The sequence below is a fragment of the Syntrophales bacterium genome (genome assembly GCA_035363115.1).
Classification (GTDB): domain Bacteria; phylum Desulfobacterota; class Syntrophia; order Syntrophales; family PHBD01; genus PHBD01.
This window is the reverse complement of record DAOSEM010000003.1, coordinates 67,146-80,503: the sequence shown is the minus strand read 5'-3', so window position 1 is coordinate 80,503 and position 13,358 is coordinate 67,146. Positions and strand designations below refer to the sequence as shown.

Annotated in this window: 12 protein-coding genes; 5 read left to right on the top strand and 7 right to left on the bottom strand. The window is 60.8% G+C overall.

The features are described 5' to 3' along the window. Nucleotides 1-313 precede the first annotated feature (313 nt). From PLO63_08245 to PLO63_08230, 4 genes are all read right to left on the bottom strand, one after another. On the bottom strand, nt 314-1,816 hold the full coding sequence (locus PLO63_08245) for an ATP-binding cassette domain-containing protein (GenBank protein ID HOI74120.1): 1,503 nt from the start codon (nt 1,814-1,816) through the stop codon (nt 314-316). Between the two features lie 127 nt (nt 1,817-1,943). Continuing rightward, nucleotides 1,944-2,441: a hypothetical protein gene (locus PLO63_08240; GenBank protein HOI74119.1), complete on the bottom strand. Its 498-nt coding sequence runs from the start codon at nt 2,439-2,441 to the stop codon at nt 1,944-1,946. A 41-nt stretch (nt 2,442-2,482) separates the two neighbouring features. Continuing rightward, nucleotides 2,483-3,664, bottom strand: coding sequence for a PilT/PilU family type 4a pilus ATPase (locus tag PLO63_08235; protein HOI74118.1), 1,182 nt, complete (start codon nt 3,662-3,664; stop codon nt 2,483-2,485). A 43-nt stretch (nt 3,665-3,707) separates the two neighbouring features. After that, the gene (locus PLO63_08230) at nt 3,708-4,790 is read right to left on the bottom strand and encodes a type IV pilus twitching motility protein PilT (protein HOI74117.1); all 1,083 of its coding nucleotides are present in this window, start codon (nt 4,788-4,790) and stop codon (nt 3,708-3,710) included. Nucleotides 4,791-5,044: 254 nt separating this feature from the next. Here PLO63_08230 and moaA point away from each other — a divergent pair, with 254 nt between their 5' ends. The 3 genes from moaA (at nt 5,045) to amrS (ending at nt 7,911) form a co-directional block, all read left to right on the top strand. Further along, nucleotides 5,045-6,052 carry a GTP 3',8-cyclase MoaA gene (gene moaA, locus PLO63_08225; protein ID HOI74116.1) on the top strand — a complete coding sequence of 336 codons (1,008 nt, stop codon included), beginning with the start codon at nt 5,045-5,047 and terminating at the stop codon, nt 6,050-6,052. Between the two features lie 67 nt (nt 6,053-6,119). Then, nucleotides 6,120-6,887 (top strand): class I SAM-dependent methyltransferase, encoded by a 768-nt coding sequence (locus PLO63_08220; protein HOI74115.1) that lies wholly within the window; start codon nt 6,120-6,122, stop codon nt 6,885-6,887. 13 nt (nt 6,888-6,900) lie between these two features. Continuing rightward, nucleotides 6,901-7,911: an AmmeMemoRadiSam system radical SAM enzyme gene (gene amrS, locus PLO63_08215; GenBank protein HOI74114.1), complete on the top strand. Its 1,011-nt coding sequence runs from the start codon at nt 6,901-6,903 to the stop codon at nt 7,909-7,911. A gap of 33 nt (nt 7,912-7,944) precedes the next feature. On the opposite strand, the gene PLO63_08210 is transcribed toward amrS, so the two are convergent. The 3 genes from PLO63_08210 to PLO63_08200 all read right to left on the bottom strand — a co-directional run bounded on the left by PLO63_08210 (nt 7,945) and on the right by PLO63_08200 (nt 10,836). Then, the gene (locus tag PLO63_08210; GenBank protein ID HOI74113.1) at nt 7,945-8,205 is read right to left on the bottom strand and encodes a DUF2007 domain-containing protein; all 261 of its coding nucleotides are present in this window, start codon (nt 8,203-8,205) and stop codon (nt 7,945-7,947) included. 118 nt (nt 8,206-8,323) lie between these two features. Next, nucleotides 8,324-10,117, bottom strand: coding sequence for a transglutaminase domain-containing protein (locus PLO63_08205; GenBank protein HOI74112.1), 1,794 nt, complete (start codon nt 10,115-10,117; stop codon nt 8,324-8,326). 125 nt (nt 10,118-10,242) lie between these two features. Next, complete coding sequence (locus PLO63_08200; protein ID HOI74111.1) at nt 10,243-10,836, bottom strand: pyruvate kinase alpha/beta domain-containing protein; 594 nt, start codon at nt 10,834-10,836, stop codon at nt 10,243-10,245. 162 nt (nt 10,837-10,998) lie between these two features. On the opposite strand from PLO63_08200, the gene PLO63_08195 reads away from it, so the two are divergent. Together PLO63_08195 and PLO63_08190 are read left to right on the top strand one after the other, a co-directional pair. Further along, nucleotides 10,999-11,301 (top strand): hypothetical protein, encoded by a 303-nt coding sequence (locus PLO63_08195; GenBank protein HOI74110.1) that lies wholly within the window; start codon nt 10,999-11,001, stop codon nt 11,299-11,301. Nucleotides 11,302-11,731: 430 nt separating this feature from the next. Next, nucleotides 11,732-13,342 carry a tetratricopeptide repeat protein gene (locus PLO63_08190; GenBank protein ID HOI74109.1) on the top strand — a complete coding sequence of 537 codons (1,611 nt, stop codon included), beginning with the start codon at nt 11,732-11,734 and terminating at the stop codon, nt 13,340-13,342. Nucleotides 13,343-13,358 lie beyond the last annotated feature (16 nt).

The window sequence follows — 13,358 nt, the reverse complement described above, 5'->3', positions numbered from 1 at the left end:
CTCCGGCAGTGTCCGAACCGGACACTGTTTCGCTGGAGCAGCCAGGAGATGCTCGCTGGCTTGGCGTAGCCGGTCATTGCAGGGCGAACTGCTCACTAAGGTGATGGCCTTGGGGCTGACACAGGAAAGCCTGGTCCGTGAAATCCTTACAGAGAAAGCCCTGAAAGCGCTCCTGATTGAGATGGAGAGGCGTATCCGGCAAAAGCCGGTTCGAGGGCCGTTCAGACTGCGAACGGCACCGGGATGAAATATCCATGTGAACGTTTCGCAGGCCAGTAACTCTGCGCTTCCACCACAGAGAAAAGTCGTCCTGTCACAGGCAGAGGCGGCTGTCGCCCGCCTCATCCATGACAAGCTCCCACCGGATGTCCGTCAACCGCCCCAGGAACGCCTCATCGTGACTCACCAGGAGCAGGCCGCAGGGACACCCGGCGACGGCCTCTTCCAGGCAGTGGATGGAGGGAAGATCCATGTGATTCGTGGGCTCGTCCATGACAATCAGGTGGGGCTCCAGCGAGATGCCCAACGCCAGCAGGATCTTCCGCATCTCTCCGGGGCTGGGCTCCCGGCTCTCCAAAAGCTGTGCCGGGCGGGATCCGAGGCAGCTCACCACGGTCATGACGCGGCCGAGACGGTCGTGCTCCAGGCGATGCACCTCATTCATGATGCCTTGCGAGGATTGAAGGTCTATTTCCTGAGGAACGTAGATCAGCCGCTCGGGGGGGATGTCAAGATGACGGAGAATGTGCCGGAGAATCGTGCTCTTGCCGGCCCCGTTCGGACCCGTCAGGGACACGCGGTCCGCCGGTCGCATCGCCAGATCGGGGTAATCCATCTGCCTTGACCCGCCAAGCGGAATCCGGCCGGCCGGCAACCGGAAAAGGAAGTCCCGCAAGGACTGTGAGCCCTCGATCCAGATCCCAAGGTCGTACATCTTTGGGATTTGAAGAGATATCTCCTTGTCCGCGGCGCGTTGCAGGCGGGCGTCCACCTGTCGGAGCAACTTACCCGCAACGGCATCCTTCCCGGTAACGCGGGCGAGATCCTTCCTGGCGCAGCCGTCGTGGTCCTTCCTGTCCAGGTGGCGCTTGGAACGGCGCTTGTCGGCCTCAGCCGCTGCCGATCGCCGCTTGACCGCCGTGTGCTTCAGCTTGAGGTATTCTCTCCGGGCGGTTTCCCTCTGCCTTCTAAGGGTGAGGGTGTCCCGCTCAGCCTGCGACGATGCCTCGGAATAATTCCCCGGCCGCAGCCTCGCCCCTCCGGGTTCCAGGAAAAGGCACCGGCTGCAGAGCATGTCGAGCAGCTCCCGATCGTGGCTTACCAGGAGACCGACTCCCCGGTAGGTGTTGAGTGCCGAGATGAGCATACGCCTGGCGTCCCGGTCGATGTGGTTGGTGGGTTCGTCAAGGGCCAGCACCGCCGGGCTCGACCACAGCGCCACGGCAATCTGCGCCCGCTTGCGTTCCCCATGGCTGAGTGTCTCCCACCGGTGGTGCCAGTCCGCGGCAAGGGCAAGCCGGCGCCGGATGTGGAAGGCCTCCGCGTCTTCTGCAAGCAGCAGCTCGGCAAGTCTTCCCGGCGGATCATCGGTGCGCTGGGGGCAATAAATCGCCGCGCCCGGGATATGCAGCGAGCCGGACAAAGGCTGCAGATCACCGGCTGCTAGCTTCAGGAGCGTGCTTTTCCCCGCACCGTTCGCCCCTACGATGCCCGTCCAGCCCTGGGTAAAGTCAACGGTTAGATCCGTGATCAGAGGTTTTTCAAGGACGTCGTAGGAAAAGCCGATCTTGTGGAAAGCCAGGAAACGTCCGTTCATGCTCGTATCGTTACTACACGCGGATCGGAAAAGAAAGGTCACAGCCATTGCCCGCATAAGCCGCCAACGAAAAAAGGGGACTCGCCGCCCCCTTTCTCCGTTCCACTCAAAATGTCTCTGCCGGATCTCAGATCTTCCCGATCTTCCTCATGCCGTCCATGAACACGGAATAGAATTGCTTGTTGTCGTTGATTCCCCGGCGCAGGATCGGTCCCACGTCCTCGATGTTCTTCTTGTTGATTACCAGGTTCACGCTCAGGTGGAAGGCCGCCATGTTGTCCATGGTCCGAAGCGCGCCGGTGAGCAGGACGACAAAGATATTCCTCCGGGTGTTCATGTTCAGGGTTTCCAGGTAGTCCAGGACCTCCCTTTCGAAGCCCTCGTCCACGGCCACCAGGTCGAAAACGTGGAAACGCATGCTCTTCAGGGCGTCCTTGGCCGAGGCCGATTCGCTGATCTGGTACCCCATCGCCTGCAGCGCCTGGATGATCTTCTCCCGGCTCGCCGCATCGTTTGAGCACACGAGGGCCGTCTCTCCCTCCTCGAGGACGAAGTCGAAGGGCCGGTCCGAGGAATCGTAAGTGTCCGCCGCCACTTCGTTCAACAGTTTCTTTTCATCTTCCATCGTCTATCTCCCTTGTATCCGTTGACGAGCTTCAGAGCGGATTACCAGCCCGGCCTCTTGGGGGGTTTCCCGTAATCCGAATCCACCTGGAGTTTTCCCAGGTCCGTCGTCTTTTCGCCCCGGGCGCTCTTGACGGTGTCGATGCCCCGTCCCACCGCGCTCTTGTTGGATGCATAGGCCTTCGCCGTCTCCTCCGTGATGAGCCCCTCCTTATAGAGATCCACGATGGATTCGTCGAAGGTGATCATGCCGAAAGGCCGGCTCTGGTCGATGATGTCGTAGAAGGTCTTGCCCTCCGACTCGCCGTTCAGGATCGTATCCTTCACCCGCAGGTTGGAGCCCATGATCTCGAAGGCCGCCACCCGCCCTCCGCCGACCTTCGGAAGCAGGCGCTGGCAGGCGATCCAGCGGACCGTGTCGGCCAGGCGGATGCGAATCTGCTTTTCCTCTTCCGTGTTGAACATGCCCAGGATGCGGTTGATGGTCTGGCCCGCATCGACGGTATGCAGGGTGGTCAGCACCAGGTGCCCCGTCTCCGCAGCGGAGAGGCCGATCTCGACGGTCTCGCGGTCACGCATTTCGCCGACGAGGATCACCTTCGGGGCCTGGCGCAGGGCCGCCCGGAGGCCGTTGGAGAAGATGTCGAAGTCCTGGCCCATTTCCCGCTGGTTGAAGGTGGCCTTCTTCTGGGGATGGACAAATTCGACCGGGTCTTCCAGGGTGACCACGTGGACCGACTGCTCGTCGTTGACCTTGTCGAGGACCGCCGCCAGGGAGGTGGATTTTCCGCTTCCGGTGGCGCCGGTGACGAAGATGATGCCGTTCTTTTCCTGGGCCATCTTCTTGAAGGCTTCCGGCAGGTTCATCTCGGCGATGGTGGGGATCTTTGTCTCCAGTTTCCTCATCACGATGGAGAGGTTGCCCTTCTGGGAGAAAATGTTCACACGGAATCGGGCCCGTCCGGGAAGCTCGTAGGCCAGGTCGCAGGATCCCTTCGTCAGGAGATCCTCCGTGAGGCGGCGGTCCCGGTTGATGAGGTTCATGGCGAAGATTTCCGTCTGGAACGGGGAGAGCGTTTCAAAACTCGGTTCCAGGTCCACTTTCGACAACTGGCCGGACGTCTCCACCTGGAACGGCTTGCCCACCGTCATGTTAAGGTCCGAAACGCCTTTGTGGGCATCCAGCATTTTCCCCAGGATGTAGTCGACCTCTTGCTTCCTCATGTTTCTGCCTCCTCGATGCCGGTCGCGGGGACCGGTCCGGCGGTTACACCTCCGTGAAGTCCGTCGGCGGATTCTTCAGGTACTGGCGGAACCGGCCCTTGTCGTTGCACTTCTGGTAGGCATCATCGCCGGAGATCCAACCCTTGTTCATGAGATCCATGATGGCGTCGTCCAGAAGCTGCATGCCGTATTTCTTTCCTGTCTGGATCATGGACGGAATCTGGAAGGTCTTGGATTCCCGGACGAGGTTGCGCACCGCCGAGTTGGCGATGAGGATCTCCAGGGCGGCGCAGCGGCCCTTCTTGTCGACCCGCTTGAACAGGGTCTGGGAAATGACGGCCCGGATCCCGTCTGCCAGGGTGGAGCGGATCTGCGCCTGTTCGCTGGACGGGAACACTTCTATGACGCGGTCCACCGTCTTGGCGGCGCTGGTGGTGTGCAGGGTCCCGAAGACCAGGTGGCCCGTGGAGGCCGCCTCGATGGCCAGGCTGATCGTTTCCAGATCGCGCATTTCGCCGACCAGGATGATGTCCGGGTCCTCGCGGAGGGCGCCCCGGAGGGCCGCCGAGAAGCTCTTCGTGTGGAGCCCGACTTCCCGATGGTTGACGATACAGCCCTGGCTCTCATGGACAAACTCGATGGGATCTTCAACCGTAATGATGTGATCCTTCCGCAGTCTGTTCGCCTCGTCAACGATTGCCGCCAGGGTCGTCGATTTTCCGCTGCCGGTGGGGCCCGTGACCAGGATGAGTCCCCGGGGCAGGAGGGCCAGCTTGGCGATCACGTCGGGGAGTCCCAGGTCCTTGCAGGTCAGGATCTTGCTCGGAATTTCCCGGAAAACAGCCGCGCAGCCCCACTTCTGCTCGAAGAAGTTGGCGCGGTAGCGGGCCAGCCCCGGGATTTCATAGGCAAAGTCGACGTCGCCCGTCTCCTCGAACTGCTTGATCTTGATCTCCGGGGCGATCTCGTAGAGCATGGCCTTCAGCCCGTCGTTGTCCAGGCGGTCGTACTTGATCCGCTCGATATCACCGCGGATCCGGAGGGCCGGCTGCTGACCCGTCACGAGGTGCAGGTCCGAGGCCCCCTGCTCGTTCATCAACTGGAAAAAGGCATCAATCTTGGCCATGGGATTCCTCCTCTGTCGGTTTGACGGCCCCGGTCGCTCCGGAAACCACCCTTTCATCGCGGAAGGGCGGAGTCCGGGAAAAGGGTCGGCTTTTATTCTGGAAAGCCCGGCTCTCGATCCTGCATTCAGGTCGATACCGGCATGTGCGGATGCGAAACGTATAAGGGATACGTAAAAAGGATGTCAAGCGTTTCTGAATCCCTGCGCCTTGCCAGGGTGTCCCGGGTGTGTTAATGCTCCCGGAAGGAGGTTCGTTGAAACGCGCCATGTCCAAGAAATTGCCAAAAAAGATCAACTACCTGCGGGTGTCCGTCACGGACCGCTGCAATCTGCGCTGCATTTACTGCATGCCCAAGGAAGGGCTGTCCCTGCTGGGGCACAACGACATCCTGCGCTACGAGGAGATCCTGCGGGTTGTCCGGGCAGCCATTCCGGAAGGCATCAACAAAGTCCGTCTCACCGGCGGTGAGCCGCTTACCCGGAAAGGGATCGTGGGATTCATCGACAATCTGACAAAGATCGAAGGGCTCTCGGACGTCAGCCTCACAACGAACGGCATTCTTCTGGCGGATCATGCAGAAGCGATTTACCAGGCCGGCATCCGGAGGATCAACATCAGCGTCGATTCCCTGAATCCGGACCGCTATCGGACCATCACCCGGGGCGGGGATCTGGACGCGGTGCTCCGGGGCATCCGGAAGGCCGCCGAGGTCGGCTTCTCCCCCATCAAGATCAACATCGTCCTGATGAAGGGAACCAACGACGATGAAATACTGGACTTCGCCCGGGCGACGCTTCGCTGGCCCTATCAGGTCCGGTTCATTGAAATGATGCCCATCGGCCGGAAAAGCGCCGATTCGCCCACGGAGTACCTGTCCAACGACGTGGCCCGGGAACGGATCGGACAGTCGTTCAAGATGGAGTACCTGGGCGAAAACGGCGATCCGGAAAACCGGGGACCCGCCCGACGCTACAGGATTGACGGGGCAATCGGGGAGATCGGCTTCATCAGCCCCATCAGCCATGAATTCTGTGGCGAATGCAACCGCCTTCGGCTCACCGCCGAGGGTCATCTCCGGGCCTGCCTGCTCTCCGACGACGAGATCGACCTCAAGCCCGACCTGAGAAGCGGCTGCTCTGACGAGCTACTCAAGGGGCTGATCCGCAGGGCGATCGCCGCGAAGCCGGCGGGAAGGCATGCGCTGCCGGGTGATCCGTCACCGAGAAAATGCAGCCGGCAGATGTCCGCAATCGGGGGATAGACCGGGCTGGAACACAGGCGGGCGATTCACACCTCGGGGCGCCGCCGCCCGGCAAAGGAGCAGAATTGTGATTTTCACCGAGGATGTCGCCCGAACCTATGACGACTGGCTCCTGACCCCTGCCGGCGCGTACATGGACCGGCGGGAGAAAAGCCTGATCCTGAACCACCTCACACCCCGCGAGGGAGAGCGGCTGCTGGACGTGGGATGCGGCACCGGCGATCACCTCGCCCTCTTCCGAGCGAAGGGATGCGCCGTCTCCGGTATCGATTCATCTCCCCCCATGCTGGCCCGGGCCCGGCAAAAGCTGGGCGCCCACGCGGACCTGCGGCTCGGCTCGGCGGAAGAGCTCCCTTTCTCGGACAACGAATTCGATATCGTCACGCTTGTTACGTCCCTGGAATTCACCGCCGATCCGGAACGGGCCGTCTCCGAGGCGATCCGGGTCTGCCGGGGCCGCATTTTCGTGGGGACACTCAACCGCTGGTCCATCATCGCCGCGGCGCACCGCATGGCGGACCGGCGCGGTCCAACCCTTTTCCGCCATGCCCGCTTTTTTACCGCCGGCGAGCTTCGGCGCCTGATCCGCAGACTTTTGCCGGGATCGCACATCCAGTGGGGAAGCGTCGTTTTCCTTCCCTATGCATGGTACCCTTCTCTGTCGGACCTGGAGGAACTGATCCCGGTAACCAAGAATCCCTTCGGGGCCTTCCTTGGGCTGTCCTTCCCCGTTACCTTCTCCACCCGAACGATCCAGGAACCCATGCGGATCACCTTCGGAATGGAGGCCCGGAAGCAGCGTCCCATCCCCGGTGCCATCCGGGTGATCAAGTGATACGGAGCATGACATGGTTCGGGAAGCCCTGCTCTACGAAAGGAAGGAAGAAAACAAGGTAAGGTGCGGGCTCTGCGCCCACCGGTGCGTCATCGCTCCGGGGAAAAGGGGGATCTGCGCCGTCCGCGAGAACCGGGACGGAGTCCTTCACACCCTTGTTTATGGTGCCCTGATCGCCGGGAACGTCGATCCGATCGAGAAGAAGCCCCTCTTCCACCTCCACCCGGGATCCAAATCCTTTTCCATCGCCACCGCGGGCTGCAACTTCTCCTGCACGTTTTGCCAGAACGCGGACATATCCCAGCTTCCCCGGGAGGGCGGCCTCATCCAGGGACACGAGACTCCACCAGCGGTCGTCGTCGAATCGGCCGTCCGCTCAGGGTCCCGAACCATCGCCTACACCTATACGGAACCCACGATTTTCTTCGAGTATGCCCTGGATATTGCCCGGATGGCCACCGGGAGAGGGCTCGAAAACGTCTTCGTCACCAATGGATACATGACACCGGAGGCACTCGACAGGATCGGCGCCGACCTGCACGGAGCCAATGTGGACCTGAAGTCCTTCTCCGACGAATTTTACCGCAAGCGCTGCGGGGCCAGGCTGGAGCCGGTCCTGACCACCCTGCGGGAGATGAAGAGGAGGGGCATATGGGTCGAAGTGACGACGCTGGTCATTCCCGGCCTCAACGACAGCGACGGGGAGCTTCGGGAGATTGCCTCGTTCCTTGTATCCCTCGGTCCGGAAATCCCCTGGCACATCAGCCGGTTCCACCCCCGGTACCGGCTGATGTCGGCGCCCGCGACCCCTGTGGAGACCATTCACCGGGCCGTGCAGATCGGAAAGGAAGCGGGGCTCAAGTATGTCTACAGCGGGAATGTTCCGGGAGATGCGGGAGAAAGCACGGCCTGCGCCTCCTGCGGGAAATTGCTGATCCGGCGCTGGAGCTTTACCATCGTGGAAAACCGACTCCAGGGCGGCGTCTGCCCGCAATGCGGCACCCGCCTGGACGGGATCTTCTGAAGATTGCCGGGGAAAATCCACCCGGCAGGGACGTCATTCCGGTCCGTCTTCCTGCCAGCTGAGATCGTGTTCCTCATAGCTCCGGCCGAGGATCGCCCTGGCCTGCTCGACCCAGTCTTCCGGAACGAGAATTTTTACCGCCCCCAGGCCGTTCACGGTGATTCCGTAGAGGGATCCCGCCACATCATACCGCAACCGCACCGGGACTCCTTCCACCTCCAGGCGTCCGGCCATCACCTGTGCCTCGGCCATGCCAGCGGCCGTCACGGCAACAGACCAGGATTCATGGTCCATCACGCCCTCCTCCACAATCCGGATTCCCCGCCACGGCGCGTTCGGGATTGCATCCCGGCCATCCCGGGCGATACGCGGAGGGTCGGACGCCGCGCTATCCTCCCCCCGAACGGCGTTTTCATCGTTTCTTGATGACGACCCTCTTCTTTAAAAGTTTCTTCTTCATCCTGTCGCTCTCCGAGACCTTCTTCGCGGCCACCGGAGCGACGGACTCGTCCTTCGTCGTCAACCCCGCCACCCGGTAGTTGAACTCGAAGGCCAGGGCGCCGCTCCAGTCCTCGTCGAAAATGCCCTTGTAGCGGGTGCCTTCGACGGGTCCCACGGGTTTCCCGTAGGTATAAAACCAGTTGACGATGGGATCCCCCGTGAAACCGAGGGCAATCCAGTAGGAGCCGGGCATCAGGATCGGGCTGTCCTTCGTGAAGTCGAAGTCCGCCCACCGGTAGCCGGGTTTCCTGGAAAGCTGGTCCAGGGTAACAAGGGCGCTAGTCACCAAGGGTGCCCCGGGTTTTCCGCCGTTGTCCCCGTAGATCTCAACCCACAACTGTCCGTCGCCGCCGAAATTGTGCAGGGCGAGCCCCACCTTCTGCAGCTTCACGGGTTTTTGCAGGACCACCACCTGGGCATACTGGGTGGCCTTGGTGGTCACGTATTCCGCCGTCTCCACGAGAAAGCTCCGGGCCATCTCGAACTGGTTGCCGGACTTCTTCGTCACCCGGGGGAAGGCAAAATCAATGTTTTCCGGATATTCCAGGTTGCCGTAGAGGAAGGGAACGTCATAGCGAAGCTCCTTTTTCACCTCTTCGGGGATGACCGGTGGAGGGGGCGGCGGTTCGACGATGATCTGCTTGAACTCGGCCTTGACCTCCGGCGACAGGAGCAGGTTTTTCGGCCCGTATGCCTGGCGGCTGCCGCGGACCTTCACCGCATCGTTCAGAAACGAGGCATCGACGTTCTCCCGCATGGTCGGCTTGGTCCTGGCATTTGCCACCTGGGACCATCGCATCAGCCCGTCGTTCTTCGTCTCGTTGTTGTCGACACCCACTTCGACCCGGATAAAGCGGTTCGGCACGAACAGGACCGTGCTCTGGGGATCGAAGGGAACCCAGCCCATATCGGGAAACCAGACCTCGATCCAGGAATGGCGCCCCTTCCCCATCTTGAAGGTCATGACACCCCGTTCCCAGGTCACGTCGTAGGCCCGGTCCAGGGTTATGCCATTGATGATGCGGACCGGTATGCCGACGGAGCGGAGCAGTGCCGCGCTCAGGTGGGAGTAGTTCTGGCAGTTTCCCTTGCCCGATCCAAGGGAATACAGGGCGTCATACTGAACCGGAGGGGTGACGTACCGGACATGATCCACGACCCAGGAGATCACGCGCTGGACGGCATCGAATTCCGTTTTCACGTCCTTCGTCAGGTCTGCCGCGAGAAGACGGACCTTCGGGTTATCCGACTGGACCTGATCGGTGGGTTTCAGGTAATCCTCCAGGCCCGGTTCGACCTTTCCCAGCGGGAATGGCGTCCGGGTCTCCAGGAGCTTCAGGTTCGTCCGGTTCAGGGCATTGCAGGACAGCTTGACGTCCACCGCCGCGGGTGGATCCGTCCAGGTGGCCGTGACGATCCGGTTCCCCCGGGCGTCGGTGGTCTCCTGGCGGTCCTGCGGCTTCGGGCTCAAGTCGAGGGAGAAATCCGAGATGGCCTGCCGGTAGGTGGGAGACTCGAAGCTCTGGGGAATCACGAAGCTCATGACGATCTTCCGCATCCCGTCGCCGGAGATCACCTTTTCCTCCAGCACATAACGGATCGTGGAGCCCATGTCGCCCTGGACGGTTACGTTTTCCGCCCCCGCCGTCGAGGCTGCAAGGATCAGCAATGCTGCACACAGGATCTGGACGGCCGATCGGATCATGATGGAACCTCCCTGAAGAATATCCGCCGACAAAGATAAGGTTCTCCCCCGGCCGGCACCGGGCGAGCAATGCTTCTGAACCATTCCGGCGGGCCGGTTATCGAGGATTCGGAATCCGCATTCCCTCAGAATGATGAGGGCTTGCCGATGATCTCCTTCACTTTTAGGTCGAAGATGTTCGAGCTGTTGGCGGGCCGGATAAGCAGGGCGGCGTCGCACCCCTCTTCCGTACCGCCGATGGCGATGACGTCCTCGTCGGTTCGGATGAGGCCCGCATCGGAGGCCATCAGGGCCAGCTCGACGGCAACCTTCGTCCCCTGGCCGAAGAGCCGGAGGGTGAAGGCCATGATCTCTTCCAACTGGTATGTCCCCAATCGCTTCCGGATTCCCCTGCCGACGCCGCCGAAGGCATGCTGCGCCGTCAACACGGAGACGCCGAGCGACTCGAGCTTCCGGCGGTTCGTATCGGAAAGCTCCTGGTGGTTCGGCTTCTCGAAGCCGGTAAAATGGGTTACCGCGACGATCCGGATGTGCGCCGGAAAGACCTTCCGGGCCTCGAAAGCCGTTCTTCCGCTGCACGTCGCCACGAGAACGTTCCGGATGCCCGTCTCTTCGGCCCTCCGGGCCGCCGCATCGAGAATAGCCCTGGTGTTGCGCTTCCCGGGCCGCTGAAAGCAGCGGCAGGAGACATCTTCATAATCAGGCTTTGCCCGGGTCATGCATTTTCTCTCCGTTCTTTTTGCCTTTTTTATCTTCACGTCCCCCGGGTGTCAAAGAAAAACTCCCGGCCTGCCCCACCCCGGCGGCAAGCCTGCCCGTGAGCCGTAACAAGGGCTGCCGGAGCTTGAGGAAATGCGCGATCCATGGTACCCCTCTGACCCATGAAACGATCCCACGGATTCGGAATTTACGGTGTTCTCTGGGCCGCCGTTCTCTGGTTCCTCTTCGCCGTACCGGGCTGGTCTCCCGCGGGAAGCTCGCGGGGCGCGGCCATGGCCTGGTTCATTCTCCAGAAGGGCCCGGCGGTTCTCGTTCTGTTTGTGGCAACGGACTACCTGATGCTCCATTGGAAGGAAAAAGTCTTTTCCCTCCGGAGCATCCAGGATCATCTGAAAAAGCGCCCCCTGCCCGCCGTGATTTTCATCCTCGGGATGACCCTCTTTGCGATCCTGAACATCCTGTAATTCCTCCCCCGTAAACAAATCCACCGGCCGCGCATTTATGGCTTTCTTTCCCAAGGCCGCGGATATCCGGTCCTCACGAAGGTTTCCGGCAGAACCCCGCCTGATCCCAGCCGCGGTTCAATCCCATTTCATCGGATGATGATTCATTCCCCGAAGACCAAGCAGGTGGACAATACACCTATTCGTTAGGTATCCGCTTTTTCAGGGTATTTCTGCTTGACTCTTATGCGGCATGTAAATATATCTTAAGTGTAGTTTACGAAACGCTGTTCACGGTACCCGTTGAGGGAATGATCGATCTGAATCCTAAAAGAATGCCTCTTTCCGGTCCCATCAACCACCCCGGCAGTCATGATCGGCGGGGGTGTCTTTCTGCATTGCCGGCGCATCCGCACCGTTCATCACCGCTTCTTCGAGAAAGGATCTGCCGATGAAAAAGAACTCCCTGCTCATCCTCATTCTCACGGTCTTCCTTTGCTGCTCCCTTCCCCAGGCACTCCTTGCGCAGGCCCCATCGGGCCTGCAGGCCGGCATTCAGCAGTTCAGGGCCGACGACTACGAGGAGGCGCTGGAAACCTTCAAAAAGGTAAGGGAAGAAAATCCTGCATCTTCGGAAGCCGCCTTCTGGCTCGGACTGACCTACAAGCAGATGAACCTCACACCGGAGGCGATCCCCCACCTGGAAGCGGCGTCCACCATGAAACCATCCGTCAGGGAGGCGGTCATCGAGCTGATCGACGCCCTCTACCAGACGGGCAGGCTCGTCGAGGCCAGGAAATGGCTCGCCGTGGCGGAAGAGAACAACATCTATCCCGCCAAGACGGCCTTCCTCAGGGGGATGATCCTCGCCAGGGAGGGAAAACACGGTGAGGCCATCGAATCCTTCGAGCAATCCAAGAAACTGGATCCCGCCTACAAGACCGCCGCAGACTTCCAGATCGGCGTCTCCCTGATGCTCGAAAAGAAGTTCGACCGGGCGAAGGATCGATTCCAGGCCGCCATCACCCAGGATCCTCTCTCCGATCTGGCCGCATACGCCCGGCGCTACTCGGACATCGTGGAGCAACGCAGCTTCCTCGAACGGCCCCTCCGCTTCACCTTCAGCATGATGGGCCAGTACGACACGAACTTCATCCAGGAGCCGAACGACTACCTCGGCATCCCCCTCCCGATGCCGGGCCAGCTCGACATGGGCAAGGAGTACGGATACGCGATGGTCACCTCGGCCCGCATGGACTGGGTTCCGGCCCTCAAGGGGCCCTGGCTCTTCAATGCCGGCGTCGCCGTCCTGAGCACGCTCCACGAGCGCTTCATCATCGCCCAGAACGGAAACGTACCATCGACCAACTACGACATGTTCGCCACGAGTCTCTATATGGCGCCGGGTTATGATTTCGGCCGCGCCGCCCTCAACCTGTCGATGAACTACACCAGCACGCTGAAGCGTAACCCCAGCTACGAGCGCTACATCGACACGTACAACATCGGACCTCTTTTCCGGATCGCCCTGAACCCGGTCAATACACAGATCCTGGAGTTCTATGCCGGCTACTCCAAGAAAGACTACGCCCACAAGGCCAACTCGGAAGTGTGGCCGTACCTGGATGTCCTCGACCGCGACGAGGAGGATCAGACCTCCGAAGGGTTCAACACCCATGTCAGCTGGTTCTGGCTGTTTAAGAACACCGGCCTCTTCAACCTCAAATACGCCTACAACAAGGATCACGCCCGGGGCGTCAACTGGGACAACGAAGGACACCGGTTCACGGCGAACCTGATCTATCCCGTCTGGAGGGCACTCAAGCTCCAGCTCTCCGGGGACATCTACCTCCAGGACTTCACCCATCCGAGCACGCTGGGCATCTTCAGCGGAACGACCCGAAAGGACCGGGTCTACACGGGCACGGCCGGCCTCACCTGGGAATTCAGCCGGCACCTGAGCGCCCTGGTTCAATACAGCCACATCCGGTCCCATTCGAACCTGTTCCTGTACGACTACAACCGGGAAATCTACGCGGCAGGATTTGAACTGCGGTTTTAAACGCCAGCCATATGGA